The organism is Bradyrhizobium sp. USDA 4353, from assembly GCF_054063215.1.
In genome coordinates this window covers 116,494-140,188 of record NZ_JBSSGB010000001.1, presented here as the reverse complement: position 1 = coordinate 140,188, position 23,695 = coordinate 116,494, and the positions used below count along the sequence as shown (strand labels likewise).

Sequence of the window (23,695 nt, the reverse complement as noted above, 5' to 3'; positions counted from 1 at the left end):
GCCACTGATGGACTAGGAAAGATGACGCGACGCTGACGTAAGTTTGCGAATGGATGGCATTCTCAAAGCTGCTCGCGCCACCGCGCGTCGGTAACCTCCTGAGGCTCCGGCGCGCCGAGGCTGGTCTGATCGTGGATGATCTCGCTGATGCTCGGCATCGTCGAGCGCGGCACCTGCGCGTCCTGCGCCCACAGCTTGGAGCGCATGATCGCCTTGCCGCAATGGAAGTAGACCTCCTGCACAGCGATGCTGACGACGCTCCGCGGCGGCTTGCCGAACTCCTCCAGCTTGCCGAGCAGATCGGGATCGGCGGACACCGAGGCCGTGCCGCCGACGCGCAGCGTCTCGATGAGTCCCGGCACGAAGAAGATGAGTTGGACCTGACCCGTGCCCTCGGAGAGGTTCCTCAGGCTGTCGAGCCTGTTGTTGCCGGGGCGATCGGGCAGCAGCAGCCGATGGTCGCCGTCGATGTGGACGAACCCCGGATGGCCACCGCGCGGCGAGGCGTCGACGCTGCCATCCTTGCCGGATGTCGCCATCACGCAGAACGGCGAGAGCGAAATGAACTTCCGGCTGTGAGCGTCGAGCGCCGGACGCACCTTGGCGATCACGCGCTCCTGCGGCTGCGGATAGATCGCAGCGAGATCGGCATTGGCTGGGTTGCTCACGACGTTGCTCCTGTTCGCATCCTACTGCTCGGCCTTACGACGCCAAGGCCAATCGATCACGGCCGCGCTGTACAGCGCCCACCACACCAGCACCGGCTGAAACGCCAGGCGCGGGCCATGATAGAGCCAGCTGCTGCCGAGAACAGGCAGGTCGATGCCATCGAGTGCATGCTTGAAATTCGCGGGCCAGACGCAAACGGCGTAGGCTGCGAGCCCGATCCCCGCCCAGCGCCGCATCGGCCCTGTGACCAGCGCCAACGCGCCGGCGATCTCGCATAGCCCGGTGATCATGATGACCTCAGGGGCAAACGGAACGATCGAGGGCGTGATGCGCAGGAACGGCTCGGGGATCGCGAGATGCGCAATCCCCGCCGCCATGTAGAACGCCGCCATCACCCAGCGCATGACCATGCGCGTCCGGTCGTCTTGTGGGGCAAGCGGCGATCTTGCGTGCAGGTCAGACGGCATCGGCGGGAACGAAACAGCTGATGACGATGTCGCCGCGGTGATGAACGTACCACACCACGGCCTCGCCGATCGGGTTGCCGCGGTCGCGGATGATGGCGCGCTCCGGCACCGCCATCCAGCGGCCCTCGATCGGCACCCAATAGGTGCCGTCGCGTACGTCATAGGTGGTGCGGTGGCCGTCGGAGATGTCGCAGCAGGGCACGCCGTTGGGGGCGATCACGCTCTTGAACCAGGCGCGCACGTCAGGGGGAACGTTGTCGAACTGGCCGTTGTCGACCGCCAGCGCGAGGCGCGCGCAGGCCAGCGAGCTGAGCGTCAGAGCGGCCAGGATCGTTGCGCGCATGCGAAGCTCCATCCCGGACTACATCCCCCGCTGCGGCGCCGTGGCGAGCAGCTCGCGCAGCGGCTCGACGTAGAACCTCGCGTTGCCCGTGGTCAGGTGGCCGCGCGTCTCGGCGGAGGCCGGGATCAGCAGCACCTTGCCGTTGGCGACGCGCTTCATCGCATCCGTGGTGATGCCCGTCTCCGGCGGATTGCGCTCGTCGTCGGCCGAGTTGATCAGCATCACCGTGGCCTTGATCTTCTCCAGATCGGCGGAGGGATTGTAGTCGTGCGAGGACTCCCACTGATAGATGAAGTCGTTCGCATCGGTGGGGACCGACTGGGCGAGCCGCTCCTCGACCATCTTGTCGGCCTTGGCCGCCGTCGGGGCCGCGATCTGATAGGCGAGGGTGCCGCCCGCGGTCGCCGTGCCATAGGCGGTGACGGCATATTTCATCATCCGCGGCTGCGCCGTGTAGTTGCCGCCATTGTAGTCGGGATCGTTGCGGATGGTCTCCAGCATGATCCGGCGTAGCATCCAGTTGCGCGCCGCCATCTCGGTCGGCTGCGAGGCCATCGGCACCGCGATGTCCATGAATTCCGGATAGCGCGTCGCCCACACCCAGCTGTGCATGCCGCCCATCGAATTGCCGATGATCAGCCGCACATGTTTGATGCCGAGGCCCTCGGTCAGCAGCCGGTGCTGCGCATCGACCATGTCGGCATAGTCGTAAGCCGGAAACTTGGTCTTCAGCCCGTCGGACGGCTTCGAGGATTGGCCGTGGCCGATGCTGTCGGGGATGATGATGTAGTACTTGGTCGCGTCGAGCGGCTGGTCCTTGCCGAACAATTCGCCGGCGAAGGTCGGCACCAGCATGCTGGCGCCGGAGCCGCCGGTGCCGTGCAGCACGAGCACGGGCTGTCCGGTCGGCTCGCCGACCGTGGTGTAGTGCAGCTTCAGCTCGGGCAGCGTCTCGCCGGTGTGAAACTTGAAGTCCTTGACGATCACATCGCCCTGCTTGGGGGCGGGGTAGTCGGCGGCTGCGGCGGCGCCAAGTCCCGCACAAAGAAGAATGACGGCGGCGAAGACGGCGGCAAACGGTCGAAGCATCGGATCCCCCTGCAAGAGCGCGGCTCTTTGCGGCCGCGTCACGAGCATGATAGCACGATCCCCGACCTGGTTCAGCACCGGATTGATCCCGTCATGTGCCGCAACATCAAGACACTGTTCAATTTCGAGCCACCAGCGACCGAGGCCGAGATTCAGGCCTCCGCGCTGCAGTTCGTACGCAAGCTCTCCGGCTTCAACGCGCCGTCACAGGCCAACGAGGCCGCCTTCGCACATGCGGTCGAGGAGGTCGCCGACGCCGCGCGCCGGCTGCTGACCTCGCTGCACACCCAGGCGCCGCCGCGCGACCGCGAGATCGAGGCGGCCAAGGCGCGCGAGCGCTCTGCGACCAGGTTCGGCAAAGGCTGAAGCCCGCCGCGTCCGCTCGGTCGCGCCTCAGAACTCGTCGTCACCGTGGTCTTCGCCACGCTCTTCGGCGGCGTGCTTGCCGTGCTTCTTCTTTTTCTTGTGCTTCTTCTTTTTCTTCTTTTTGGGGATGTCGATTTCGTGCGGATCGTCGTCCTCGAAGGCCTCTTCGAGCGCCTCGTCATGCTCGGTGGCGGCGAAGATGTCGCGCACCGCGATCAGCTGCGCGTCGCGCTCGTGCGCCTCGCGATCCCGGTTGCGCTTGTAGTCGTCATAGGCGGCGAAGATCTGCTCCAGCCAGGGCATGAGCTGATCGATGGTCGGCAGCGTGCCGGGAGGTCCCTGTTCGCCACGCGGGCCCTGCGGTCCCTCGGGGCCTGGCTTGCCGGGCGGGCCTTGCTCTCCGCGCGGCCCCTGCGGTCCGGGCTTGCCTTGTGGACCTGGCTTGCCTTGCGGGCCTGCCTTGCCGTCGGGACCGGGCTTGCCGCGCTGGCCATCCGGCCCGCGCCGTCCGGGCTGCCCCTGCGGGCCACGTGGACCCACCGGGCCCTGCAGGCCGCGTCCGGCCGGGTTCTTTGCCACTACCGCAACTCCACACCACATCCCTGATTCGCGGCAAAGCCTAACAGAGCCGTGATGATCGCAGCAATTGCAGGCGGGCTGCGAGGCCGACTGATCAACATCAATCGGCGTCGCATCCTGATGAGTTCCACGCCGTGGAAGACCGCGTGGCCGCCGTCGTCTCAGGCCGAATAGGCCGGCACCGAAATGCCGTCGGCCGTGTAGCTGCGGATCTTGTTCCGCAAGGTCCGCACGGGCATGCCGAGCAGCCGTGCAGCGTGGGTGCGATTGCCGTTGCAGCGGACCAATGTCTGAACGATGAGCTCGCGCTCGATCTCGGACAGCGGCGTGCCGATCAACAGCGGCAGGACCTCCGCCGCAGACGGAGACGGCGGCATGACGAGGGGTACGAGTGAAGGACTTGCGGCATCGGCTGACAACTCTTGTGACATAACTCCTCCCGATCAACGCCCGCGCCGAAACCGAAAACGACGCGAAAACATCGAGACCAACTGAACATCCAGCCCGTAAATCACCGTGGTCGGACAAGGTTAACGGCGCCTTAACATCCGCCTCCGGCCGCCTTGGGAGCGCCGAATACCCCGAAATGGCCTTGGTTTCGCTGGGGTCTCGGCCCATTTTGCCGGCGTCGCCGTCCTTTTGCCACGCGAGCGATGCGGCGAGGTGGATGCGACCAGGATAGGCGCTGGTTGGCAATCGTCGCTGTCTGGCGAGGGCGGCATTTCGAACACAGTCGCGGCGCGGCATGCGCGCTGCCGCGCGAAGGGCTAAATTCGGCCGGATCGATTCGCTTGATGGGCCGCGATCGTCACACGTGGCCATCGAATTACCTCAAGTTCACTTCGCTGGAGACTTCATCCATGAGAATTGCATCCTTCGTCCGTGGTCTCGCGGTGGCGCTGACGGCCGCAGCCTTTGCCGTCCTGCCCGGCGCCGCGCGCGCGGACGGCGGCTTCATCACGCTGACCATCTACAAGGCCGGATGGATCATCGGCGGCTCCGGCGGCAGCGGCGTGCTGAACTTCCATGGCCGCGCCTATCCGCTGTCGACCGGCGGTCTCGATTGGGGTCTCGTGTTCGGCGGCTCGCGCACCGTGCTGCGCGGCCGCGTCAGCAACATCTGGCGTCCGTCGGATGTCGAGGGCGTCTACGGCGCCGCCGGCGCCGGCCTCGCCGTCGGCCGCGGCGTGCGCGGCATCGTGCTGACGAACCAGAAGGGCGCCGTGCTCGAGCTTTCGGGCGAGCAGATCGGCCTGCTGGCCAATGTCGATCTGTCGGGCCTGGCGATCACGATCAGGTAGTTGCGGCATTGATGGTCGGTGCCTCCTGACTAACAACGACGTCGTCCCGGCCTCGAGCCGGGAGCCATGCGCTGCGGGGAATGTGGCTTGGCGCGGCAGGTCGACCATCTGTGCCACGAACGTCTCCCTGGGGTTATGGGTCCGGGATCGGCGCGCGCGGCGCGCCTGTCCGGGACGACACGGAGGATGAGGTCGGCGCCGGCGTCACGCAGGCACGACCCCACGTTCTCGCCGCACATCTTGCGCGAGGGATGCTTCGTCGTCGCCCCGTCGAAATCCCGAGAGGGGCAGGGAAGACCGGGAGCTCGCCGCTCCCATGGTCCGCGTGCAACAAGAAAAGCACGCGGCAGAACCACAGGCTCGGCTGGGACATCCCGGCCTTCCCTGCGCGGATGGTCTGACGGCTTATACGTGGTCTCCCTGGTGCACCGGCGTTTTGGCCACCATGACGCACGGGAGGCAATTCGCACCCGCGCGCGTGATACCAGCTTCGGGGTATCAGGACATCACGAATTCGCCGTACGCAACCGCTTTGCGCCCGTCCAGCGCAGCGATCGCGTCCACCGCGGCCCACCTCCACGTATCGTGACGACGCGTACGTCCCTCTGCATGAGGCGGGTTGAGCGAGAGCATCGTGCTGATTTGCCCGACATGGCAAGGGCTGATCGCTGCGACAAACCAACACGACGGGCAGTTGGCGCATGGGATGTATGCGTGGAGTGCCCGTCGGGTGGGCCGGGCTGGCCCATCTCTAATTGGCCCAGATCCGCATTCGACGTTGCACGACATGCGAGAGCGTCTGCCGCCGAGCATCGCGCTATCTGATACAGCGCCCTCTCCCCCAAGGCGAACCATAGCTTCGCCAGGGCGGGAGAGGGCATCCCCGACCTATCAACTTACTCGCTTGGGTGAGGGGTATTTTTCCGTGAGTTGTGCTTGTTGAGGCATACCCCTCACCCAAGCGAGTTTGCTGCTCTGTCATACATGCCCTCTCCCGCAAGGGGAGAGGGCGCAATAACTGGCATTGCTCGCATCATATTCAGATCATCGCCTTTCGCCATGATCATGATGCTGACTACTAACCAGTTGCGAGCGTCAGGCCCGTAGGGTGGGCAAAGGCGCGCCCGCGTGCGCGTGGCTTGCTACGCTGCATCCCGCGCCGTGCCCACCACCTTGCTGCTGAGTGCGCGGATGCATGGTGGGCACGCGACCGCCCTGCGGGCGGCTGCTTTGCCCACCCTACCGATCGTCATGAGCACCGCGTATCAGGCCTTCCTTCCCACATGCTCCGCCAGCTCGCGCCATGGCTGCAACGTCCACGCACCCGAGGCCGCGCCGGACGGCGAGGCGAGCACGAACGTGGTCGGAAAATCATCCTGCTCCGGCTGCCGTCCCAGCGCGATCGTGCTGGTCGGGCGGCCGTAGTACAGGCTCGCGGCCTTCTTGCTGGTGAAGGCCACCGTCGCCGGTTGATGCTTGACGATCTTCGTCACGAAGCCCGCCACATCGACGCCGGCCTTCAGCGCGACATGATCCATCCCCGCGCCGAGCTTGCACAGGTCGGTGAAACCGATGCCGAGCGACAGCAGCGTTGGAAACTCCGCCGGCAGGTACAGCCGCGGCGTCAGGCCGACCTCGTGCAGCGTGCGCCAGAAGCGGTTGCCGGGATGCGCATAGTAGTGCCCGGTCGCGGCCGAGCGCTCGCTGGCGGCGGTGCCGACGAAGACGAGACGCAGGCCGGGCTGGAGCTGATCGGGCAGGCGGTCCATCGCGCGCTTGTCGCATTATTGCGCTGTCTGCAACAAGCCATTGATGCCGGGCGGCGTTGTTGATCGGGTGGCCTCGGCATAGACCATGCGGCACAGCCATGGGAGCACCTGATGTCGCAACGCCGTCTGTATCACTTCGCCTTGTCGGGCCACGCGCACCGCGCGCGGCTGATGCTGAGCTTGCTCGGCCTGCCGTGCGAGCTCGTCGACGTCGACCTCAGGGGCGGCGCGCACAAGCAGCCGGATTTCCTCGCGCTGAATCCGTTCGGTCAGGTGCCGGTGCTGGTCGACGGCGACGCCGTGATCCCCGACTCCAATGCGATCCTGGTCTATCTCGCCGGTCGCTATGACAGCTCCGGGCGCTGGTGGCCGCGTGATCCGCTGGGGCAAGCGCAGGTGCAGCGCTGGCTGTCGGCAGCGGCTGGTCCGCTGGCCTTCGGCGCCGCGGCGGCGCGGATCGCGACGCTGTTCGGCGGCCCGCTCGATATGGCCAAGGCGCATCAGATCGCCAACAATCTGTTCGCGGTGATGGAGCGCGAGCTCGGCACCCGGCCGTTCCTCGCCGGCGCGACGCCGACCATCGCCGACATCGCGCTCTACAGCTACACCGCGCACGCGCCGGAGGGCGGCGTGTCGCTCACGCCCTATCCCAACGTCGTCGCATGGCTGGCCCGGATCGCCGCGCTGCCCGGCTTCGTGCCGATGCAGGCGAGCCCGGTCGCCGGCGCGGCCTGATAAGGATCGGCCGCGCCTGACGCGCCGCTTACAGGAAGCAGCGGCGCTCGTCGCGCAGCTTGAGCTGGATGTTGGTGGCTTCGACGAAGGTCGGCACCGGCTTGGAGACGACCTTGTAGGTCGACGGCCATTCCACCGGCTTGGACTGCAGATCGGTGTTCCAGATCTGGCAGATGCCGGTGTTGTCCCAGCGGATCACGTAGTAGCCGCTCTTGGCCGCCGGTGCGGCCAAAGCGGGGGCGGCGACCGAGGCAGCGGCGAACGCGGCGGCAGCGGCGAGAGAGGTCAAGCGGCGCATCGTCAATCTCCTGAAACGAACCAACCAAATCACCTGCGGCGGCACGCGCGATGGACGCGCGGCCGCCGGGCCGAAGTGGTGCGACAAAAGCGCCCGCAAGGCAAGGCACAGACGTCGGTCGTTCACAGCGATGTCAGTGAGTCAGAGAGTGTCCGGCACGTGCGCCGATACGGCGCAGTGCCCCTCGGCGTTCATAGTGTGCAGCGGCCCTGGCGGCGCAGCCTGACCTGCAGGGTGACGGCATCGTTGAAGGTCGGCACGGGACGGCTGATGACCTGGTAGCGCGAGGGCCATTGCAGCGGCCTGAAGGTGAGCGCCTCGCTCCAGACCTGGCAGATGCCGGTGTTCTCCCAGCGCAGGATGTAATAGCCGGCCTGTGCCGGGGCGGCGGCGAGCGCAGCGATGGCGCAGGCGCACGCAAGACCGATTGTGGTGAAACGAGACATCAGGAAAACTCCGGCAACAAACAGGCCCCAGCCATCGGGCGCCTTGTCGCGGCGGCGTCGTTCGTTTTGAAGGCAGTGATGGCCGCATCATGCGTCAAATCCGCGCGATGAGCGGCGCAATCGGGATCGCGTCGATTGAAACCGGGCGACGCGTGCCGGAGAGCTCCGCTCAGCGGCGGATCACCGACCGCTGACGTGCAGGCCCGTTCACCGCGTCGAGCGGCGCTGCCTGGCGCGAGACGAAGCCGAGGTCCGGCTTGGCGGCCGGCTCGGGCCTGAACCGCGATGCGGGCATCGGGACCTGCGCGGCGTGGCTGTTCGGCTGCGCGGCCTGCGGCGGCACGGCCGGCGAGCGCCGGCGCAGGAAGTGCCGCTCCAGCAGCGCGTAGGACAGGGTCGCGGCAATGATCGACAGCGGCAGGCCGATCGCGAGCCGCAGCGGCCACCAGACGCCGTAGCTGTCGAGGAAGTTCAGGATCGGCAGGTGCCAGAGATAGATGCCGTAGAAGATCCGGCCGAGCAGGATCGCGACCGGCCATTCGAAGACGCGGTGGAGAATCGTGCCGCTGCTGCGCGCCAGCATGGTCAGCACGAGGATGCCGGGCAGCACGCCGCACACCATGCTGCCGAACAAATAGTAGTTCATGCTCGGCCCGTCCGCCGGCCAGAACAGGAAGGTGACCGTGACCCAGTAGAGCAGCAGCGGCCACGCCAGCTTCGGCCAGAGCCGGTCGAGCTTAGGGGAAGCGCCGTGCGGCACCAGCCGCAGCACGACCGCCATCGCGCAGCCCGCCATCAGCGCATCGGCGCGGGTGTCGAAGGCGGTGTAGAGCCGCCGCCACTCCGCGCCATCCAGCACCAGCGCCACCCGCCACGCCCAGATCGTAGCCGCAATGGCGCAGATGGCGCCGACGAGCCGCCAGGTCACGCCGAAGCGCTTCACCAAGAGCGCGAAGGTCAGCGGCCACAGCAGATAGAACTGCTCCTCGGTCGACAAGGTCCAGGTATGGCCGATGTCCTCGATCGTCTTGGGATCGAACACGTACCAGTAGTTGGCGACGTAGGAGAGCGCGATCGCCGCGCGCTCCAGCGCCGGCAGGAACGGCGGCCGCAGCAGCCAGGTGAACAGCAGATAGGCCGCGAGCATCAAGAGCAGCGGCGGCACGATCCGCGCGAAGCGCCGCGCATAAAACTCGCGGAACCGGATATGGCCGTGCTTGTCGACATCCCGCAGCAACAGGCCGGTGATGTAATAGGCGCTCGCGACGAAGAACAGGTCGATATACAGTACCGCGCCCGGCACTAACGTATGCGACACATGCGCCGTCACCACGCCCAACGTCATCAGCCCGCGCATCCCGTCATGCGAGGGCACATAGCCGAGCGGATACACCTGCGCCCGGACCGCATCCCGGATGCCGTCGCGCAGCGCCAATGCGGCATCGCGCAGGAGGCCGGGCAGGGCATGGATCGGCCAGATATAAAACATTAATCGGGATATTTTCGGATATAATGTTTCGGATCATTTTATGATATTTAAAAATTAAATGTGGCGCAAGAGGAGAAATAGTGGCGCGCGCGGCGGCACCACGCTGGGTTGCGGCAGGAGTGGGCGGGTGTGGGCGGGGCTTGGCGATCTGAGCTCCGCTCGGTGCTGATCGGGCTCAATGCGTGCAGCTCGGGCGCCGGCGGCCGAGAGCGGTCTTCACGGCTTGCTCATGAGCGCTGTCACCGAGCACCGCGCTGCGCAATACAGCGCCCTCTCCCCTTGCGGGAGAGGGCATGCACGGCCTCTCAACGCCCTCGGTTGGGTGAGGGGTATCTGTCCGCCAGCGCAACTCGCGGAAGCATACCCCTCACCCAACCGAACCTGCCGCACTGTCCTACATGCCCTCTTTCATTTTGCGAAGCTCTACGATGACGGGGCATCCATACGCCTCGAAGTAGATCTCCAGACCTTAAAGTCCAAAGATGAGATGCGCGACTCCCGCGCTGGACAGTCTCAGTCAGCATTGCCGTGCGAGCATTGAGCCGCACTGAAAGTCGCTGTCCTCGTTCTACCCAAGCGACTACTTCGTTGCTGCCTCGCAGCTCTGGCCTGTCTTCGGCCTCACATTGGTTGCGCCGTCATCTCTCGCCGCGCAAGGCGTCGGATATTCCTTCCACTTGCCGTCTTTGAGGCCGCAGGAAATGACCTGCTCGCACGTGGACTGGGCCACTCTCATACTGACGGCCGATCGAGGCGCCTCGCCAGCAAGCGTAGCCGCGGGAAAGCCGATCAGGGTGCACAGCATCCACGTGACACGACGCGTCGTCATTGGGACCTCTGACAATGAGGACATCGATCTCGTCAACATAGTAGAGTAATCAATGGTTGTAAATAATGTCGTCTAGAGCTTAGGATGGGCGGCTGTTTCATCCCGTGAATTTTTGAGTGTCATTTCAAGGGAGCTTGTCATGGAAGAGGCGCATCTCAAGGCATTTGAGGCTCTACCTCAGTCCACCTCGTGCAGGATCATCACGTTCGACAGCGCGACCGTGGTGCCGGGCATCGTGTCGAACACCTATTTCCTGATCGTCACCGGCACCAAGCCCTGGGTGACGATGAAGGTCGAATTGCATCCGCTGATCTATATCCGGCAACCGGACTATTGGGGCATCGAAGTCGTCGGTTGCCAAAGCGGCCCGGGTCTGCCGCAGACGGCACCGTATCATGTTGTTCTCGACATTACCCATGTGCGCGGCACAAAGGGAATCGAAGTGATCGGTGCCACGAGCAGGAAGCAGATCAACGTCCCATAGCTCGGTGGACGGTCGGGGGCGCGGCGTCACTGGTGCTACAGCCATTGTGCGTAACGCGGCCCAGCACCGCGCCGTGCTATACAGCGCCCTCGCCCCTTGCGGGAGAGGGCATGCGCGGCCTCTCAACGCCTGCTGTCGGGTGAGGGGTCTCTCTCCGAGAGCTCGACTCGCGGAAGCATACCCCTCACCCAACCGAGCCCGCCGCACCTCCCTACATGCCCTCTCCCACAAGGGGAGAGGGCACATTCACGCGCACCCGCGCAAGTAGCTAGAGTGCCCTTGCCGCCTCGCTAAACTGCTACGCCTTGGTCACCACCGCCGCAACCCCCTCGATCTCAATCAGCATCTTCGGATCCGGCAACGCCACCACCACGCACGTCGTCCGCGCCGGATACGGCGCCGGCCCGAACGCCGCCGCATAGAGCCGGTTCATCACCGCCACATCGGCCGCGCGCGTCAGCAGCACGTTGACCTTGACGAGATCGCGGATGCCGGCGCCGCCCTCGGTCAGCACGCGCGTGAAGTTGGTTACGACATTGGCGAACTGCTCCTCGAACTCATCGGGCAGGTTGCCGCCGGCGTCGAAACCGGGAATGCCGGAGATGAAGAGGAGATCGCCGATGCGGGTACCGAATGAGAGTGGTGGGGCTTTGATGCGCGGTGGGGCGGAGATGTGGTGTATGGGCATGACGTCTCCATATGAGTATCGAGCAGGTCACTCCGAGGGGGCGCTGCGGCCATCTGTGTGCGGTGCGCCACTTCGTAGACCATCATACAAAAAAGCCGGGCTTGCGCCCGGCTTTGATGGATGGCCGGGTCTGCGCCCGGCCATGACGATCGAGAGAGTAGGGCGTCAAGACAACGCCTTGTTGCTCTCCTTCACCTTCTCCGCGTCCAGATACACACTGCCGCCCATTTCCTTGAACTTGGCGCTCATCTGGGCCATGCCGTCCTCGATGGTGCCGGAGATGGTCATGCCAACCGTCGCGGGGTCATTGAGCGTGGCGGCGTAGTCGCGGACGTCCTGGGTGATCTTCATCGAGCAGAATTTGGGGCCGCACATCGAGCAGAAATGTGCGACCTTGTGGGCTTCCTTCGGCAGGGTCTCGTCGTGGAAGCTCTTCGCGGTGTCCGGGTCGAGGCCGAGGTTGAACTGGTCGGTCCAGCGGAACTCGAAGCGGGCGCGGGAGAGGGCGTCGTCGCGCAGTTGGGCTGCGGGGTGGCCCTTGGCGAGGTCGGCGGCGTGGGCGGCGATCTTGTAGGTGATGACGCCGGTCTTGACGTCGTTGCGATCGGGGAGACCCAGATGCTCCTTCGGCGTCACGTAGCACAGCATGGCGCAGCCGAACCAGCCGATCATGGCCGCACCGATGCCCGAGGTGATGTGGTCGTAGCCCGGCGCGATGTCGGTGGTCAGCGGCCCCAACGTGTAGAACGGCGCCTCGCCGCACTCCTTGAGCTGCTTGTCCATGTTGATCTTGATCTTGTGCATCGGCACGTGGCCGGGGCCCTCGATCATGACCTGGCAGCCCTTGTCCCAGGCGATCTTGGTGAGCTCGCCCAGGGTCTCCAGCTCGGCGAACTGGGCGCGGTCGTTGGCGTCGGCGATCGAGCCGGGGCGGAGGCCATCGCCCAGAGAGAACGACACGTCATACTTGCGCATGATGTCGCAGATCTCGTCGAAATGGGTGTAGAGGAAGCTCTCCTTGTGATGCGCAAGGCACCACTTCGCCATGATCGAGCCGCCGCGGCTGACGATGCCGGTGACGCGCGACGCGGTGAGGTGGATGTATTGCAGCCGCACGCCGGCATGGATGGTGAAGTAGTCGACGCCCTGCTCGCACTGCTCGATCAGCGTGTCCTTGTAGAGCTCCCAGGTGAGCTTCACCGGATCGCCGTTGCACTTCTCCAGCGCCTGGTAGATCGGCACGGTGCCGATCGGCACCGGCGAGTTGCGCAAAATCCATTCGCGCGTGGTGTGGATGTTGCGCCCCGTGGAGAGATCCATCACGGTGTCGGCGCCCCAGCGGATCGCCCACACCATCTTGTCCACTTCTTCCTCAACGGACGAGGTCACCGCCGAGTTGCCGATATTGGCGTTGATCTTGGTGAGAAAGTTGCGGCCGATGATCATCGGCTCCAGCTCGGCGTGGTTGATGTTGCAGGGGATGATGGCGCGGCCGCGCGCGATCTCGTCGCGCACGAACTCCGGGGTGATGAAGGCGGGGACTGACGCGCCGAAGCTCTCGCCGTCGGCGAGCGCGGCCTCGGCGCGCTCGAGCTGGACTTTACGGCCGAGATTCTCGCGCTCGGCGACGTAGATCATCTCCTTCGTGACGATCCCGGCGCGGGCGAATTCGAGCTGGGTGATCTTGTGGCCGTCGAGGCCGCGCAACGGCTTGTGATGCGCGGTGAACGCCTTCGCCGCCTTGTCGGCGCCGACATTGCCGTTGTCCTCCGGCTTGATGTCGCGGCCGACATATTCCTCGATGCCGCCGCGCTCCTTGACCCAGGCGGTGCGATTGCGCGGCAGGCCGGCGTTGACGTCGATGGTGACGGTCGGATCGGTGTAGGGGCCGGAGGTGTCGTAGACCGGCAGGTTCGGCTCGCTGGCCGCTTCCGACAGGATGATCTCGCGCAGCGGCACGCGCAGGTCCGGCGCGGAATCAGGCGTCGCGTAGATCTTGCGCGAGGACGGCAGCGGGCCTGTCGTGACGGCGGGCAGGGTGGTGTCGGGATTGGAGCGGATGTTCATGGGATCCTCCTGGTCAATTTTTGTCGGCCGGGCCGAGCGCGGGCGCGGAGTTCAGAGGCGAGAGGGCGAGGCGCGATGTGTTGAAGCGGCTGGTGCAGCGGATGTACGTTTTGAAGCGAGATGTCGCGGCGATGGCAGTGCGCTCCCCTCCCCCTTGCGGGGAGGGGTCGGGGGTGGGGGTGCCCGGAAGGTGGTGCCGATGAGTGAGCCGCTCTTCAACGAAGGCGATTGCTGGATGTGACCTCTCACTGACAGCAGTGCGCGTGGACCCCCACCCCCAACCCCTCCCCGCAAGGGGGAGGGGGCGCACCGCGTTTGCGGAAACGGCTTCGTGCAACATCGCGCAGGCGCGAGCGCACGTGGACGTAAGGGGCGCAGATTGTTCAGGCTCCCTCCCCCCTTGTGGGGGAGGGGTGGGGAGAGGGGTGAGCCACACCCACCGACCCCGGAGTTACCCCCCTCCCTAACCCTCCCCCACAAGGGGGGAGGGAACGACCTCTTTCGAGGCGACGTAGGGGCACAATCGCTCTCGGGCGCATTCGCAACATGCGGGCGCATTACGCCGGCTCCTTCGCTGCATCCAGCCAGGCGCGGACGCGCGCGTCCGGATCGGCGTTCTGGGTGACGTCGCTGACGACCGCGATCGAGTCCGCACCAGCGGCGAAGATCTCCGCGGCCTGCTCCAGCTTGATGCCGCCGATGGCGACCAGCGGGATTTGGCCTATGCGCTGCTTCCACACGCTGATCTTCGGGATGCCCTGCGGCGCGAAGCGCATCGCCTTCAGGGTGGTCGGGAAGATTGGCCCCAACGCGACGTAGTCGGGCTTGGCCGCGAGCGCGGTCTCCAATTCGGCATCGTCATGCGTCGACAGGCCGAGCGTCAGGCCGGCGTCCTTGATCGCCTTGACGTCGGCTTCCGCAAGATCCTCCTGGCCGAGATGAACATGCTGCGCGCCCGCGACGATGGCGGCGCGCCAGTAGTCGTTCACGATCAGCTTGGTCGCGGTGCCCTTGGTGATGGCGAGCGCGTCGGTGACGATCTGCAGCGCCTGGCCGTCGTCGAGATTTTTCGCGCGCAATTGCACGGTGCCGACGCCGAGTTTCGTCAGGCGCTCGACCCAGGCGAGGCTGTCGACGACGGGATAGAAGCGATCAGGATACGGCATGCCAGAACGGGGTCCCAACGACAGGGGTGGAGGGCGAGGCGAAATCGCGGGCGTCCATCAACCCGGCCTCGTAGGCCATGCGGCCGGACTCGACGCCGAGCCTGAAGGCGCGGGCCATCGCGATCGGATCGGCGGCCTTGGCAATCGCGGTGTTGAGCAGCACGGCGTCGTAGCCGAGCTCCAGCGCTTCGGCCGCGTGCGACGGCGCGCCGAGGCCGGCATCGACGACGAGGGTGATGTCGGGCAGGCGGTCGCGCAGCAGCTTCAAGGCATCGCGGTTGGTGATGCCTTTGGCGCTGCCGATCGGCGCGGCCCAGGGCATCACGACCTTGCAGCCGGCATCGACCAGGCGCGTGGCGACCGTGAGATCCTCTGTGCAGTAGGGAAAGACCTCGAAGCCGTCCTTGATCAGGATCGTCGCAGCTTCGACGAGACCGACGACGTCGGGCTGGAGCGTATCGTTGTCGCCGATCACTTCGAGCTTGATCCAGGGGGTGCCGAACAATTCGCGCGCGAGCTTGGCGGTGGTGATGGCCTCGCGCACGCTGCGGCAGCCAGCGGTGTTCGGCAGCACCGTGACATTGAGCGCGTTGATCAGCTTCCAGAACGCATCGCCGGTCTTGCCGCCGGCGGCCTCACGCCGCAGCGACACCGTGACGATCTCCGCGCCCGAAGCGCGGATCGCATCCTGCATGATGGCGGGCGAGGGATACAGCGCCGTGCCGATCAGGAGGCGCGAGGCGAAGGTCTTGTCGTAGAATTTCAGCATGGATTGTCTCCGTCATGTCGGACGGTGGTCGCCACGAGTACAGCTGTCGTCCCGGCGAACGCCGGGACCCATACCGCGAGGTGTTGCATTGAGGCACGCGGGGAGAGACCCGGCGCCATCACCGCGGCCGGTGGTTATGGGTCCCGGCGTTCGCCGGGACGACAGCAGAGGGCGCGGCGAGAGCGTGAGCTCCATGAGCATCCTCACCCTCCCTGCCGCGGCGTGATGATCTCGATCTCGTCGCCCGCCTTCAGCGCCGTCTCGGCCCAGCGGCTTTTCGGCACGACGTCGTAGTTCAGCGCGATTGCGAAATGGGTGCCTTCGTAGTCGAGCTCGGACAGCAGCGCGGCGACGTCGGTCGAATTGATGTCACGCGCCTCGCCATTGACGGTCACGCGCATCGCATCACCTCATTGTCGATCTGGCCGTGCGCGACGTAGTTCAACGTCGCCTGCGCCAGGCTGGGTGCGATCAGGAAGCCGTGACGATAGAGGCCGTTGACGCGGATCTCGCGCTCGCCCTTGACGGTGATGCGCGGCAGGTTGTCGGGATAGGCCGGCCGTAGGCCGGAGCCGAATTCGAGAATGCGCGCTTCGCCGAACGCTGGATGCACGGAGTAGGCGGCGCCCAGCAGCTCCAGCGCCGAGCGCAAGCTGACGCCGGTGTCCTCGGCTTCCAGCGAGGTCGCGCCGAGCATGAACAGATTGTCCTCGCGCGGAATGAGATACAGCGGAAAGCGCGGATGCATCAACCGCACCGGGCGCGCAAGCTGCACCTCGGAGGTTTCGATCAGGATCATCTCGCCCTTGACGCCACGCAGCTCGGGCTCGGCGTCGCGCGCCTCCAGGCCGCGGCAGTCGATCACGAGACCGTCGAGATCAGCGGCGCTGACGTTGCTGTTGAACAGCACCCGGCCGCCGGCCTCGACGATGCGCTGATGCAGCCTGGGCAGCACGCGGCGCGGCTCGACATGGCCCTCGGTCGGATAGAACAGGCCTTCGCGAAATCGGCCTTCCAACGATGGCTCCAGCTCGGCGAGAGCAGCCGCATCGAGGCGCTGATAGCCGGAGGTGCGGCGGGCGAAGCGGTCGTAATCGGCGCGGTCGCGGGCATGCGCGATCACCAGCGAGCCGTTGAACGGCGTCTCCGGCATCTCGCGCCGCCAGATGTCGAGCGAGGCGAGGCCAAGGCGGCTGATGACCGGCTCGGAGACCTCGCTCTCGCAATAGGGCGCCAGCATGCCGCCGGCCCAATGGCTGGTGGAGAGCATCAGCGCGGCGTCGCTGCGTTCGTGCAAGGTCACATCGTGGCCGGCGCGCGCGAACAGCAAGGCCTGCCAGGCGCCCGCAATACCGGCGCCGATGATGGATACGGGACGATCCCCGCGGGTCGTTGTCTGCTGCATCCCTGTCCCTTCGCCGGCATGACCCGGATCAGGTTCAAAGGGTCACCGCATCACGTGCGGTATCTCAGCTCCCCCTCGGAGCTCCCCTCGGAACGCGCTTAAAATAGCCCGATACGCCCCGGTGTCAACGGAGTGTCACGGAAAGACATCCGGGACGGCTTAGGAACCAACCCCCTCAATGCGCGCGGGCGTGGCGCGAGGTCGCGATCTTCGGCGTGATGTCGAGCGGGGCGCTGACGCGCTCGGGCCGGCCGGCGGGGCCGGCATCGGCAAGGCGCTGCCGCTTGGCCTCCTCGTAATAGCCCTTGGCGAAATAGGCCACCGCGCGGTCATGGTCGCCGCGGGCGGCGCGGTAGGCGCCGGCGAGGTAGCGCACGCCATAGGTGAGATTGGTGTTGGGATCGTGTAGGCCGGCGGCGTCGCCGGTGTAGCCGAGGCCGCGCGCGGTGCCGAGCTTGATCTGCATCAGGCCGATGCAGCCGCAGCGGCCGACCAGGTCCTTCTGATATTTGCTCTCGCGCACGATGACGCGGTGGATCAGCGCTTCCGGAATGTTATTGGCGGCCGCATGCACGGCGACCAGCGCGTCGATATGCGGATGGCCGGTGTTCATGTGCTTGGGCTTGGCGTCGGCGGCCTTGCGGTCGCTCTCGCGCGACTCGGCGGCGGGGGCATCGGCCGGCACGGCATCGTCGGCGGGCGCTGCGGCATTGGCATCCATCGGCTCGCCGGTATCGGCGCTGCTGACCGCCTCGATCGCCTCGACCTCGCGCGCGGTCTTGGTGACGGCGCTGCGTGCGGCCAGGTCCTTGATGCTGTCGGCGCGGACATGGGCGAGCTTGACCTTGCCGGAGCGGGCTTTCGCGTCGGATGCGGCGTTCGCATCCTCGGCCGCCAGGACGGACGGCAGGTGGCCAGCCATCGCAAAGCCTGCCAGGCAGGCCGTCAGCACAAGACGTTTCATCAGTCAGGATCCCCCGGGAACCGTGCGCGTGCCGAGCAGCCCCCCAAGCACGCGTTGACACTTTGCACACCGTAATTGGTGCAAAGGCCGGGCGATAATATGGCGAAATTCGGGCGGGATGCTCCGGGCGGTCCCGGATGACGGGACGGCCCGGGAGGAGGCTGCTCTCCCATTGATTGCTGCCGAAAGTGTCTTGCCGATGACATCGCCAGCCGTCACCGGCTGCAAGGAGGGCGCGGCGGCCCGCCGTCGGTATCGGCGGGAATCGACAGAACCGATCCGATCTCAACTGCGTGAGGTTGGATGTCGCGCGGCATCCGGGCGCGTGCAAATCAGGTCGCGCGCAGCTATCATCGATCGCGTCAGTTCGACAGCAAGCCTGACTGATTCAATCTGGCTCATCAGAAGCCTGAACAGAGAGGGAGCGCGTCATGGCCGTGAAGGCAACCGACACCAAGGTAGACGGCATCAAGGCAGCCGACATTCACTTCCGCGGGCTCGACGGCACGTTGCCCGGCGTGCGCGTGCTGGACCTGCCACGTAACAATCCCTGCGCCCAATGCGGCGAGCCGATCGCGCTGCCCTCCTGGGTCGAGAAGGACGGCCGCCGCACCTCCTATCTCTGGCACTGCCGGCTCTGCGACTATCGCTACGAGACGATCGCATTCTACGCGGAAGCGGTCGACGAAGACGGCGCGCTGGCGGCGTAGGTTGATCGCGAGCTCTTCGCCGCTCTGACGCTCGGCTCCCTCTCCCCGTTCTTCACGGGGAGAGGGTTGGGGTGAGGGGCAGCCGCACGGGAAGTGCTCGTTGAGCAGAAGCGTCTGTTCTCCGCCGGCCCGTTTGCATCTAACAACAAGACCCGAACCCCCCCGCAAAGGCATGACGTCAGGTGGTCGCCTGGAGCGGCATCGCTGCGATCATGTTGATCTGGACGCACGCTCCGGCGGACTTTCAGAACGAGGCTTGATCTCGAGAAGATCTCGATGCTCGCGGTGAGACCGTCGCGCTTGGAGATGTGTCTCTTACAAACACTTCCCGTGCGGCTGCCCCTCACCCCAACCCTCTCCCCGTGAAGAACGGGGAGAGGGGGCCCACCGTCCTCGCAGTGAGCAGATTGCCTGCCCGTCAACACATCCACCTCGAACTGTCACAAAGTAACAGTGCCGCGCTGCACTGAGACCGCTTGTCGCGCAGCATGACGAAATCGTGGTTCCGGCGGAACGCGGAATGGCCGGTGTCGTTCTCTCGTCACCATTCACTGAGAGGAGACACCACATGGTGATGAAGACTGTTGCGGCCGGCCTTGCCGGTTCCCTGCTGCTCGCGACCGCGGCTTTCGCCGCCGAGAGCACCACCACCACGACCAGCACCACGATCAAGAGCGACACCACCGCGGCGTCCTATCAGGGTGACTGGCGCAGCTCGAAGCTGGTCGGCGTCAAGGTCTACAACAACAACAACGAGAATGTCGGCTCGATCGACGATCTGCTCGTCGACAAGAGCGGCAACGTCAAGGGCGTCGTGATCGGCGTCGGCGGCTTCCTCGGCATGGGCGAGCACCTCGTCGCCGTCTCCTTCGACCAGGTGAAGTTCTCGGATCAGCCGGTGCAGTCGAACACCGCCTCCAACGCTCCGGCCTCCGGCACGACCTCGTCGACCACGCCGCCGGCCTCCACCACCACGACCGGCGCCGCCACCGGCACCTCGTCGTCGTCCTCGATGAGCTCGTCGAAGAGCCGCTGGTATCCCGACCACGCGATGATCAATGCGAGCAAGGACCAGCTGAAGTCGATGCCCGAGTTCAAGTACTCGGAGTAATCGGCCTCAGGCCACGCGATGACTATCTGGATGCGGCGCGCCCGGACTCGTCCGGGCGCGTTCGCGCGTCATGCCGCCGGGCGAAGATGCGACCTGCTGAGCGGCAGCTCGATGCGCGCGATCAGTCCGCTCGGCGTGCGGTCGTGCAGCGACAACTCGCCACCATGGGCCTGAACGATCGCCTTCGCGATTGACAGGCCGAGGCCGAAGCCGGTGGCTTCGTCCATGTTGCGGGCGTCATCGCCGCGCACGAACGGCTCCAGCATGTCGGGCTTGCGCGCATCGCTGATGCCGGGCCCATTGTCCTCGACATCGATGACGAGTCTCTCGCCCTGGACGGTCAGGCGGATGATGGTCTCGGTGCCGTATTTGACGGCATTCTCGACCAGGTTGGTCACCGAGCGCATCAGGTCGTCCGGCCGGACGGTGGCCATGGCATGCGCCGGACCGACATAGCCGACATTGTGTCCGACATCGGCGAACTGGTCGGCGACGAGCTGCAGGATGCTCGCAATGTCCACCAATGTCATCGGCTCCAGCTTGCGGCCGTTGCGCAGGAAGGACAGCACCGAGCCCAGCATGGCATGCATCTGGTCGAGATCGGCGAGCATGCGGCTGCGCTGCAGCTCATCCTCGACGAATTCGCAGCGTAGCCGCATGCGCGTCAGCGGCGTGCGCAGGTCATGGCTGATCGCCGCCAGCATCTTGGTGCGGTCGTTCATCAGTGCGGTGATGCGCTGGCGCATCCGGTTCAACGCGCGCGCCAGCGAGCGGATCTCCTCAGGACCGCGCTCGGGCAGCGCGGGAGCGTCGCCATCGAGGCTGAAATTCTCGGCCGCCTTGGCGAAGCTCGACAGCGGCGATGTCAGCGCGCGTGCGGCCCACAAGCCGAGCAAGGTCATGCTGATCAGCGCGAACATGATCGTGGTCAGCCAGGGAGCGCCCCAGAATGGCGGCCGGTGCGGCCGGTCGGTCATCCGGGCCGAAACCATCCCGCCGTCCGGCAGCGTGAAGATGACGTGGCGCACAGGCGAGCCCGGTGGCGGCATGAAGACACGGAAGCCCGGGCCAAGTCCACGGAAGCCGCCTGGACCGTGCGGCCGCCCTTCGGAGATGTCCGGTGGGACGGGGCGAGCGTCGGCGCCTTGTGCCTCACGCAAGCGGCCGGCATCCGCCGGCTCTGGCCCGGTGTAGGGGGTGAGCTGAAATTCCGGATAGGCGCGCGCGATATCGGCGATCAGCCGCGGCCGTTCGTCGGTCGGAGCACGTCCGAGAATGCGGATGGCGGTCGTGAGCTGGAACGGCCCGGCCTCGTTCTCCTGCTCGGGCTGTTCGGCGCGATAGATCAGGAACGCCGCCGTGATGATGGCATGCAGCGCCACGATCGAGATGGCCACCAGCGCCGTGATCTGGCCGCGGATTCCCTTCAGGTTGAGAAAGCCGATCGACGTCATCACGCGCCTGTCCCGATTCGACCGGTCAATGGCTCTGCGGCGCCGTCACCACCTCGACGACAGGCGTGAACATGTAGCCGCCGGACCGCACCGTCTTGATCATCGTGGCCTCCTGCGGATCCGGCTCGATCTTGCGGCGGATGCGGCTGACCAGAACGTCGATCGAGCGTTCGAACGAGCCGGCGCTCCGGCCCTGCGTCAGGTCGAGCAGGCTGTCGCGCGACAGCACGCGGCCGGGCCGCTCGCAGAAGGTGCGCAGCAGATCGAACTCGGCGCTGGTCATCGCCACGCGCGCGCCTTCGGGATTGCGCAGCTCGCGCAGGCGGAAATCGATTCTCCAGCCGAGGAAGCTCAGCGCGGTGGCGCCTTCGGTGGCGCTGGCGGTCATCGCCGCCGCCTGCCGGCGCAGCACGGCGTTGATGCGCGCGAGCAGCTCGCGCGGATTGAACGGCTTGGGCAGATAGTCGTCGGCGCCCATCTCGAGGCCGAGGATGCGATCGACGTCCTCGCCGCGCGCGGTGAGCATGATGATCGGCACCTGCGATTCCGCGCGCAGCTTGCGGCACAGAGTGAGACCGTCCTCGCCGGGCAGCATCACGTCGAGGATCAGGAGGTCGATGCGGTGATCGCCCATGATCCGGGTCATCTCGCGGCCGTCGGTCGCGGTCGTCACGTTGCAGGCATTGTTGCGCAGATATTTCGCAATCAGCGTCCGCGTCTCGCGGTCGTCCTCGACGACCAGGATGTGGGGTTGTGTCTGGGCCATGGTTTCAATTGACCTAGAATCGCGGCCTTTTGCGAAATTTTTTGTTACGGAATGTTTCCTGAGCGGCAACGTCCGGCAAGGCGCGGACACCGTCTACACCCCGTGTTGCGGCTTTGATGGGGGGGCGTCAAGCGCGATACGGAGGGCAGAGGTGCTGTGGTGGGAGGCGGCTGCATCGGGCTACCTGGGAGTGCCCGGCGGAATGTAGAACCATGCAATGGTTGTTATTGCGCCCTCTCCCCTTGTGGGAGAGGGCATGTAGGAAGGTGGAGCAGATTCGGTTGGGTGAGGGGTCTCTCTCCACGCGTGTGCTCGTTGAGAGAGACCCCTCACCCAACCGAGCAATTGGATGAGCCGGCTGAGCAACCGGGGACATAGGTGACAGATCTGACCGACGACATAGTTGACACAATTCTCGTTTTGTTCAGATCTTCAATTGTTGTGGTTTTTGCTGCGTTTGCCGCTGTGGACCCTGTGGGCAACGCGTAGCGTTGTCCACAAGTCCACGGCGCTTTCGCTTCGGCGGCCTGAGCAGGTGCTTCTTTGGATCGATGGTACCGAGCAGGACGGGTCCATAGCTCACAGTCCAGCCCGTCTCGGTTTCCAAGAGGCCGACCGGCTCACCCGCGAGCGCCTGGTTGATGTAGATCGTTTCGCCGCCCCACCTGATCTCGCCATTGTGGCGAACACGCCGGACATCCCTGTCCGCTTCGTATTCGGGTGAGCGCAGCACGCCATGATAGGCGCGCGGCGAGGGACGATAGCGCTCGGCTGGCGTTGCGTTGTCGAGAGCCTCGTGCGGCCGTTCTTCGTTGAAGATGCGCTGGAAGCTCTGAAAGCGCTTGATCTGCTCGCGCAACGTTCGGGCCGGCGGCTTCGCGGTGTCCTGCAACAACGTCAGGTGCATACGTTCGTGGCGGCCGTTCTGCTGCGGCTTGCCGGGCGTGATGCGCTCCGGTGTGACGCCGGCCTTGATCAGCTTCACCGATAGCCGCGACAACCCGCCCGCACCCTGTGATGCGAAGGGGGCGCCATTGTCCGATCGCATCCGCAGCGGCAGGCCAAATTCGCGGAATGCCGCATCCAGCACGGGCCAGACATGCTCACCGTCGGTACGCTGCAACGGCAGGCACCGCAGCAGACAGCGGCTCTCTGCGTCCGTCAGCGTGAGCGGTTCGCAACGGGTGCCATCCGCAGTCAGAAACCAGCCCTTGAAGTCGATGCACCAGACATCGTTGGCTTGCTCGCAATCGGCAAATGGAAAGCTCGAAGGAGGGCTGCGGCGACGAATCTTCCGCTTCACCGTGAGACCCTCGCGGTCAAACAGCGCTCCGATCGTGCTGGCCGCGGGCCATGTCGTGCTGGGCCGCTTCCGCTTGAGAAAGGCGCGTACCTTCGCTGGTCCCCAGGTCGGATGAGCCCGTCGGACTTCGAGGCAGAGCTCGGCGATCTTCCCCGAGATTGCTTGGGGGTGATGCAAAGGCGCTCGGGACCTGTCGAACAGACCCTCCAAACCCTCCTCCTGGTAGCGGTGCCACCACTTGTAGCCCTGCTGCCGGCTGATCCCGAACTCCCGACAGAGTGCCGCAAACGACTTCTCTCCCGCTTCAACTGCCAACACAAAACGCATCCGTTCGTCCACAGCGCAGGTTTCCTTCCAGCCCATCGGCAAGTCCTCCTGCCGATCACCTCAACCTGTCACCCATGTCGTCGGTTTGTTCTGTCACCTAT

25 protein-coding genes, 1 pseudogene and 1 riboswitch are annotated in these 23,695 nt (G+C 65.5%); of the genes and pseudogenes, 6 read left to right on the top strand and 20 right to left on the bottom strand.

Going from position 1 to position 23,695, the window contains the following annotated elements; translation table 11 throughout:
* Positions 1-62: 62 nt before the first annotated feature.
* The 4 genes from ACVILH_RS00600 to ACVILH_RS00585 are packed head-to-tail and all read right to left on the bottom strand — an operon-like array spanning position 63 to position 2,568.
* Positions 63-668, bottom strand: coding sequence for a pyridoxamine 5'-phosphate oxidase family protein (locus ACVILH_RS00600; protein WP_456711143.1), 606 nt, complete (start codon positions 666-668; stop codon positions 63-65).
* Positions 669-689: 21 nt separating this feature from the next.
* Complete coding sequence (locus tag ACVILH_RS00595; RefSeq protein ID WP_456711142.1) at positions 690-1,079, bottom strand: DoxX family protein; 390 nt, start codon at positions 1,077-1,079, stop codon at positions 690-692.
* Positions 1,080-1,125: 46 nt separating this feature from the next.
* A complete protein-coding gene (locus tag ACVILH_RS00590; protein WP_456711141.1) occupies positions 1,126-1,479 on the bottom strand; it encodes a hypothetical protein in 354 nt (117 codons plus the stop codon).
* A gap of 18 nt (positions 1,480-1,497) precedes the next feature.
* Positions 1,498-2,568 carry an alpha/beta fold hydrolase gene (locus tag ACVILH_RS00585; protein ID WP_456711140.1) on the bottom strand — a complete coding sequence of 357 codons (1,071 nt, stop codon included), beginning with the start codon at positions 2,566-2,568 and terminating at the stop codon, positions 1,498-1,500.
* 93 nt (positions 2,569-2,661) lie between these two features.
* Here ACVILH_RS00585 and ACVILH_RS00580 point away from each other — a divergent pair, with 93 nt between their 5' ends.
* Complete coding sequence (locus ACVILH_RS00580; protein WP_456711139.1) at positions 2,662-2,934, top strand: DUF2277 domain-containing protein; 273 nt, start codon at positions 2,662-2,664, stop codon at positions 2,932-2,934.
* 27 nt (positions 2,935-2,961) lie between these two features.
* Here the strand turns inward: ACVILH_RS00580 and ACVILH_RS00575 are convergent, their stop codons facing one another.
* Together ACVILH_RS00575 and ACVILH_RS00570 are read right to left on the bottom strand one after the other, a co-directional pair.
* Positions 2,962-3,513, bottom strand: a complete 552-nt coding sequence (locus ACVILH_RS00575) for a collagen-like protein (protein WP_456711138.1) — start codon at positions 3,511-3,513, stop codon at positions 2,962-2,964.
* Between the two features lie 161 nt (positions 3,514-3,674).
* A complete protein-coding gene (locus ACVILH_RS00570; RefSeq protein WP_456711137.1) occupies positions 3,675-3,944 on the bottom strand; it encodes a helix-turn-helix domain-containing protein in 270 nt (89 codons plus the stop codon).
* Between the two features lie 429 nt (positions 3,945-4,373).
* On the opposite strand from ACVILH_RS00570, the gene ACVILH_RS00565 reads away from it, so the two are divergent.
* The gene (locus tag ACVILH_RS00565; RefSeq protein ID WP_006615597.1) at positions 4,374-4,814 is read left to right on the top strand and encodes a hypothetical protein; all 441 of its coding nucleotides are present in this window, start codon (positions 4,374-4,376) and stop codon (positions 4,812-4,814) included.
* A 1,265-nt stretch (positions 4,815-6,079) separates the two neighbouring features.
* Here ACVILH_RS00565 and ACVILH_RS00560 read toward each other — a convergent pair.
* A complete protein-coding gene (locus ACVILH_RS00560) occupies positions 6,080-6,583 on the bottom strand; it encodes a mismatch-specific DNA-glycosylase (RefSeq protein WP_456711136.1) in 504 nt (167 codons plus the stop codon).
* Between the two features lie 111 nt (positions 6,584-6,694).
* Here ACVILH_RS00560 and ACVILH_RS00555 point away from each other — a divergent pair, with 111 nt between their 5' ends.
* On the top strand, positions 6,695-7,318 hold the full coding sequence (locus ACVILH_RS00555) for a glutathione S-transferase family protein (protein ID WP_456711135.1): 624 nt from the start codon (positions 6,695-6,697) through the stop codon (positions 7,316-7,318).
* Between the two features lie 28 nt (positions 7,319-7,346).
* On the opposite strand, the gene ACVILH_RS00550 is transcribed toward ACVILH_RS00555, so the two are convergent.
* The 3 genes from ACVILH_RS00550 to ACVILH_RS00540 form a co-directional block, all read right to left on the bottom strand.
* Positions 7,347-7,616, bottom strand: coding sequence for a hypothetical protein (locus ACVILH_RS00550; RefSeq protein ID WP_456711134.1), 270 nt, complete (start codon positions 7,614-7,616; stop codon positions 7,347-7,349).
* 191 nt (positions 7,617-7,807) lie between these two features.
* Complete coding sequence (locus tag ACVILH_RS00545; RefSeq protein WP_456711133.1) at positions 7,808-8,062, bottom strand: hypothetical protein; 255 nt, start codon at positions 8,060-8,062, stop codon at positions 7,808-7,810.
* A 169-nt stretch (positions 8,063-8,231) separates the two neighbouring features.
* Complete coding sequence (locus ACVILH_RS00540; protein ID WP_456711132.1) at positions 8,232-9,551, bottom strand: acyltransferase family protein; 1,320 nt, start codon at positions 9,549-9,551, stop codon at positions 8,232-8,234.
* A 968-nt stretch (positions 9,552-10,519) separates the two neighbouring features.
* Here ACVILH_RS00540 and ACVILH_RS00535 point away from each other — a divergent pair.
* Entirely contained in the window at positions 10,520-10,864 is a 345-nt protein-coding gene (locus ACVILH_RS00535) for a hypothetical protein (RefSeq protein WP_456711131.1), read from the top strand.
* 298 nt (positions 10,865-11,162) lie between these two features.
* Here ACVILH_RS00535 and ACVILH_RS00530 read toward each other — a convergent pair whose 3' ends face one another.
* From ACVILH_RS00530 to ACVILH_RS00500, 7 genes are all read right to left on the bottom strand, one after another.
* Complete coding sequence (locus tag ACVILH_RS00530; protein WP_456711130.1) at positions 11,163-11,552, bottom strand: RidA family protein; 390 nt, start codon at positions 11,550-11,552, stop codon at positions 11,163-11,165.
* A 165-nt stretch (positions 11,553-11,717) separates the two neighbouring features.
* Entirely contained in the window at positions 11,718-13,619 is a 1,902-nt protein-coding gene (thiC, locus tag ACVILH_RS00525; RefSeq protein WP_456711129.1) for a phosphomethylpyrimidine synthase ThiC, read from the bottom strand.
* Between the two features lie 557 nt (positions 13,620-14,176).
* On the bottom strand, positions 14,177-14,785 hold the full coding sequence (locus tag ACVILH_RS00520; RefSeq protein ID WP_456711128.1) for a thiamine phosphate synthase: 609 nt from the start codon (positions 14,783-14,785) through the stop codon (positions 14,177-14,179).
* Positions 14,772-15,554 (bottom strand): thiazole synthase, encoded by a 783-nt coding sequence (locus ACVILH_RS00515; RefSeq protein WP_456711127.1) that lies wholly within the window; start codon positions 15,552-15,554, stop codon positions 14,772-14,774. The genes ACVILH_RS00520 and ACVILH_RS00515 overlap by 14 nt, the downstream gene beginning before the upstream one ends.
* 203 nt (positions 15,555-15,757) lie before the next feature.
* Positions 15,758-15,955 carry a sulfur carrier protein ThiS gene (thiS, locus tag ACVILH_RS00510; protein ID WP_456711126.1) on the bottom strand — a complete coding sequence of 66 codons (198 nt, stop codon included), beginning with the start codon at positions 15,953-15,955 and terminating at the stop codon, positions 15,758-15,760.
* A complete protein-coding gene (locus ACVILH_RS00505; RefSeq protein WP_456711125.1) occupies positions 15,946-16,959 on the bottom strand; it encodes an FAD-dependent oxidoreductase in 1,014 nt (337 codons plus the stop codon). Before ACVILH_RS00505 ends, thiS begins: the two co-directional genes overlap by 10 nt.
* Positions 16,947-17,057: riboswitch (TPP riboswitch) on the bottom strand. It overlaps the preceding gene by 13 nt.
* Positions 17,058-17,134: 77 nt before the next feature.
* Complete coding sequence (locus ACVILH_RS00500) at positions 17,135-17,923, bottom strand: transglycosylase SLT domain-containing protein (protein ID WP_456711124.1); 789 nt, start codon at positions 17,921-17,923, stop codon at positions 17,135-17,137.
* A gap of 431 nt (positions 17,924-18,354) precedes the next feature.
* Here ACVILH_RS00500 and ACVILH_RS00495 point away from each other — a divergent pair, with 431 nt between their 5' ends.
* Together ACVILH_RS00495 and ACVILH_RS00490 are read left to right on the top strand one after the other, a co-directional pair.
* Positions 18,355-18,633, top strand: a complete 279-nt coding sequence (locus ACVILH_RS00495; RefSeq protein ID WP_456711123.1) for a hypothetical protein — start codon at positions 18,355-18,357, stop codon at positions 18,631-18,633.
* A 568-nt stretch (positions 18,634-19,201) separates the two neighbouring features.
* Positions 19,202-19,744 (top strand): PRC-barrel domain-containing protein, encoded by a 543-nt coding sequence (locus ACVILH_RS00490; protein WP_456711122.1) that lies wholly within the window; start codon positions 19,202-19,204, stop codon positions 19,742-19,744.
* 68 nt (positions 19,745-19,812) lie between these two features.
* Here the strand turns inward: ACVILH_RS00490 and ACVILH_RS00485 are convergent, their stop codons facing one another.
* From ACVILH_RS00485 to ACVILH_RS00475, 3 genes and pseudogenes are all read right to left on the bottom strand, one after another.
* A complete protein-coding gene (locus ACVILH_RS00485; protein WP_456716832.1) occupies positions 19,813-21,198 on the bottom strand; it encodes an ATP-binding protein in 1,386 nt (461 codons plus the stop codon).
* Positions 21,199-21,223: 25 nt separating this feature from the next.
* Positions 21,224-21,964: a response regulator gene (locus ACVILH_RS00480; protein ID WP_456711121.1), complete on the bottom strand. Its 741-nt coding sequence runs from the start codon at positions 21,962-21,964 to the stop codon at positions 21,224-21,226.
* Positions 21,965-22,472: 508 nt separating this feature from the next.
* A pseudogene (locus ACVILH_RS00475) lies at positions 22,473-23,630 on the bottom strand (helix-turn-helix domain-containing protein); the annotation flags it as partial.
* Positions 23,631-23,695: the final 65 nt, after the last annotated feature.

What these genes read in the sequence shown, in the direction of transcription:
- ACVILH_RS00595 (WP_456711142.1), bottom strand. Translation starts at nt 1,079, where the DNA reads ATGGTCATGCGCTGGGTGATGGCGGCGTTCTACATGGCGGCGGGGATT.
- ACVILH_RS00590 (WP_456711141.1), bottom strand. Translation starts at nt 1,479, where the DNA reads ATGCGCGCAACGATCCTGGCCGCTCTGACGCTCAGCTCGCTGGCCTGC.
- ACVILH_RS00585 (WP_456711140.1), bottom strand. Translation starts at nt 2,568, where the DNA reads ATGCTTCGACCGTTTGCCGCCGTCTTCGCCGCCGTCATTCTTCTTTGT.
- ACVILH_RS00580 (WP_456711139.1), top strand. Translation starts at nt 2,662, where the DNA reads ATGTGCCGCAACATCAAGACACTGTTCAATTTCGAGCCACCAGCGACC.
- ACVILH_RS00570 (WP_456711137.1), bottom strand. Translation starts at nt 3,944, where the DNA reads ATGTCACAAGAGTTGTCAGCCGATGCCGCAAGTCCTTCACTCGTACCC.
- ACVILH_RS00565 (WP_006615597.1), top strand. Translation starts at nt 4,374, where the DNA reads ATGAGAATTGCATCCTTCGTCCGTGGTCTCGCGGTGGCGCTGACGGCC.
- ACVILH_RS00560 (WP_456711136.1), bottom strand. Translation starts at nt 6,583, where the DNA reads ATGGACCGCCTGCCCGATCAGCTCCAGCCCGGCCTGCGTCTCGTCTTC.
- ACVILH_RS00555 (WP_456711135.1), top strand. Translation starts at nt 6,695, where the DNA reads ATGTCGCAACGCCGTCTGTATCACTTCGCCTTGTCGGGCCACGCGCAC.
- ACVILH_RS00550 (WP_456711134.1), bottom strand. Translation starts at nt 7,616, where the DNA reads ATGCGCCGCTTGACCTCTCTCGCCGCTGCCGCCGCGTTCGCCGCTGCC.
- ACVILH_RS00545 (WP_456711133.1), bottom strand. Translation starts at nt 8,062, where the DNA reads ATGTCTCGTTTCACCACAATCGGTCTTGCGTGCGCCTGCGCCATCGCT.
- ACVILH_RS00540 (WP_456711132.1), bottom strand. Translation starts at nt 9,551, where the DNA reads ATGTTTTATATCTGGCCGATCCATGCCCTGCCCGGCCTCCTGCGCGAT.
- ACVILH_RS00535 (WP_456711131.1), top strand. Translation starts at nt 10,520, where the DNA reads ATGGAAGAGGCGCATCTCAAGGCATTTGAGGCTCTACCTCAGTCCACC.
- ACVILH_RS00530 (WP_456711130.1), bottom strand. Translation starts at nt 11,552, where the DNA reads ATGCCCATACACCACATCTCCGCCCCACCGCGCATCAAAGCCCCACCA.
- thiC (WP_456711129.1), bottom strand. Translation starts at nt 13,619, where the DNA reads ATGAACATCCGCTCCAATCCCGACACCACCCTGCCCGCCGTCACGACA.
- ACVILH_RS00520 (WP_456711128.1), bottom strand. Translation starts at nt 14,785, where the DNA reads ATGCCGTATCCTGATCGCTTCTATCCCGTCGTCGACAGCCTCGCCTGG.
- ACVILH_RS00515 (WP_456711127.1), bottom strand. Translation starts at nt 15,554, where the DNA reads ATGCTGAAATTCTACGACAAGACCTTCGCCTCGCGCCTCCTGATCGGC.
- thiS (WP_456711126.1), bottom strand. Translation starts at nt 15,955, where the DNA reads ATGCGCGTGACCGTCAATGGCGAGGCGCGTGACATCAATTCGACCGAC.
- ACVILH_RS00505 (WP_456711125.1), bottom strand. Translation starts at nt 16,959, where the DNA reads ATGCAGCAGACAACGACCCGCGGGGATCGTCCCGTATCCATCATCGGC.
- ACVILH_RS00500 (WP_456711124.1), bottom strand. Translation starts at nt 17,923, where the DNA reads ATGAAACGTCTTGTGCTGACGGCCTGCCTGGCAGGCTTTGCGATGGCT.
- ACVILH_RS00495 (WP_456711123.1), top strand. Translation starts at nt 18,355, where the DNA reads ATGGCCGTGAAGGCAACCGACACCAAGGTAGACGGCATCAAGGCAGCC.
- ACVILH_RS00490 (WP_456711122.1), top strand. Translation starts at nt 19,202, where the DNA reads ATGGTGATGAAGACTGTTGCGGCCGGCCTTGCCGGTTCCCTGCTGCTC.
- ACVILH_RS00485 (WP_456716832.1), bottom strand. Translation starts at nt 21,198, where the DNA reads ATGACGTCGATCGGCTTTCTCAACCTGAAGGGAATCCGCGGCCAGATC.
- ACVILH_RS00480 (WP_456711121.1), bottom strand. Translation starts at nt 21,964, where the DNA reads ATGGCCCAGACACAACCCCACATCCTGGTCGTCGAGGACGACCGCGAG.